Origin of the sequence: Aestuariivirga sp. (assembly GCF_037139295.1) — a bacterium.
In the GTDB taxonomy this organism is placed as follows: domain Bacteria; phylum Pseudomonadota; class Alphaproteobacteria; order Rhizobiales; family Aestuariivirgaceae; genus Aestuariivirga.
The window spans coordinates 1-1,723 of record NZ_JBAXGR010000297.1 but is presented as its reverse complement, the minus strand read 5'-3'; the positions used below and the strand labels follow the sequence as shown (position 1 = coordinate 1,723).

Annotated in this window: 2 protein-coding genes; both read right to left on the bottom strand. The window is 57.2% G+C overall.

All coding sequences use genetic code 11. The annotated features are described in order from the left end of the window. Positions 1–122: 122 nt before the first annotated feature. Positions 123–1,232, bottom strand: coding sequence for a LacI family DNA-binding transcriptional regulator (locus WCJ41_RS22080; protein ID WP_336907983.1), 1,110 nt, complete (start codon positions 1,230–1,232; stop codon positions 123–125). 27 nt (positions 1,233–1,259) lie between these two features. After that, on the bottom strand, positions 1,260–1,723 hold a 464-nt coding region (locus tag WCJ41_RS22075), incomplete at its 5' end, for a sugar phosphate isomerase/epimerase family protein (protein WP_336907982.1).

Genomic DNA, 1,723 nt, shown 5'->3' with positions numbered 1-1,723 from the left:
CCTTGAGAATGAGCCCATTGTAAACGAAACCTATCAGGTCTTATGGCATTCGCTGACGCCGCCAGAGCTGATGAATATCGGCAGACTTTTTTATCCGAACACTGACGTTTGCCCTCTGTCCGCTAAAGATCGATGAATTGACTGGTTCCGTGGCCAGTACCCGCCCGCAAAGCCTGGCGATGCGATTGCCTTTCAACGAGGAACGGCGTGAATGTTTTCCGCCACACCACCGTCTGGTCAGCGATCTGCGCCAGAAGGCCCTCGGCAAGGGCATTGCCAAGCTCGAAGAAGCGGTTGTTGACACTGGTCAACGGCGGAAAAACGCCGGTGCAGATGTCGTTGTCGTCATAGCCGACCACCGACACATCGCCAGGTACGCGAATGCCGGCCTCGAGGAGCCGCCTGATGGCGCCCGCAGCCATATAGTCATTGCCACAGAATACCGAATCCGGACGCCCCTGCCGGAGCAGTTCCGACATGCCTGTGTAGCCGCCCTGGATCGTGAAATCGCCGTACCAGACTCTTAGCGAATCCGGGTTGGCGATGGCGATACGATCACTGAAGCCGCGCTCGCGCTCGATTGAATCCACGTGCATTTTCGGGCCATTGATGAACGCCAGCTCCTTGGCGCCCGCCGTTGCAAAAAGTTCGGCAACCATAAACGCCCCGGCATAGTTTCCCATGTCAACGAAATGTTTGTCGGGCCCGAAACATTCGGACTGCAGCAGCATGTAAGGAAACCCATCGCGGATAATCACCTGCATGAAGTCGTTGGTGCGGTGGAACTGCGGGATGATGGCGATGCCGTCGACAGCCCCGCCGCCCACCAGCCGCTCGATATATTCGGTGAGCCCGGGATCCTCGTGGCTCTTGACGTCGAAGCGCACACTATAATTACGCTCGCTGGCTACCGAAAGCACACCCTCGAGAATGTAGTAGAACAAAGATGTCTTGCGCACTGTATCGGTGTGCAGGTCCGAAGTCAGCGTCAGAAGCTGAATGGTGCGCGTCCGGCCGGTGATCAGGGGGCGGCCGATGGCATTGGGCACATAGTTGATGTGGCGCGCTTCCTCAATTACTCTGATGCGCGTTTCAGCGTTTACCGGGCCATCGTTGAGGGCCAAGGATACTGTGGCCGTGGATACGCCGGCAAGTTCTGCAACGTCCTTCAATGTGGCCATAACTTGGGGGTTCTCCTGATAAAGTGGCGATGATGCTTTGATGTAAGTCAATTATGTCTCAATGCATCTCCCCAACTATCAGATTGCCTGTTTGCCGGCGACGGACTTGAGAAATGCCAGACCTACGCGCCCGATGTCATCCTGATTGTCGGCCAACGGCCTCCAAAGCGATACCGCGCGGGCGATTTCTCTGATTTCAGGGTTGAACGCCTCGATTACCCAAGGCCCACCGTAGCCGATGTCGGCCAACGCCAGTTTGATCTCTGCCCACGGTAAATGATCTCGCCCGGGTATGCCGCGGTCATTGGCGCAGGCATGAAAATGGAAGACGCGTTTGCCGGCGCGCCGGAGGGCATCCGGTACCGAATGTTCCTCGATATTCATGTGGAAGGTGTCGAGCAGCAGTCCCACATTATCGCGCCCGATACGGCTGACCAGATCGACCCCCTGCTCTACCGTGTTGACGAGGTCGGTCTCGAAACGGTTAAGCGGTTCGACAGCGAGCCTGATACCCTTGGAGGCTGCGTAGTCGGCGGCTTCGC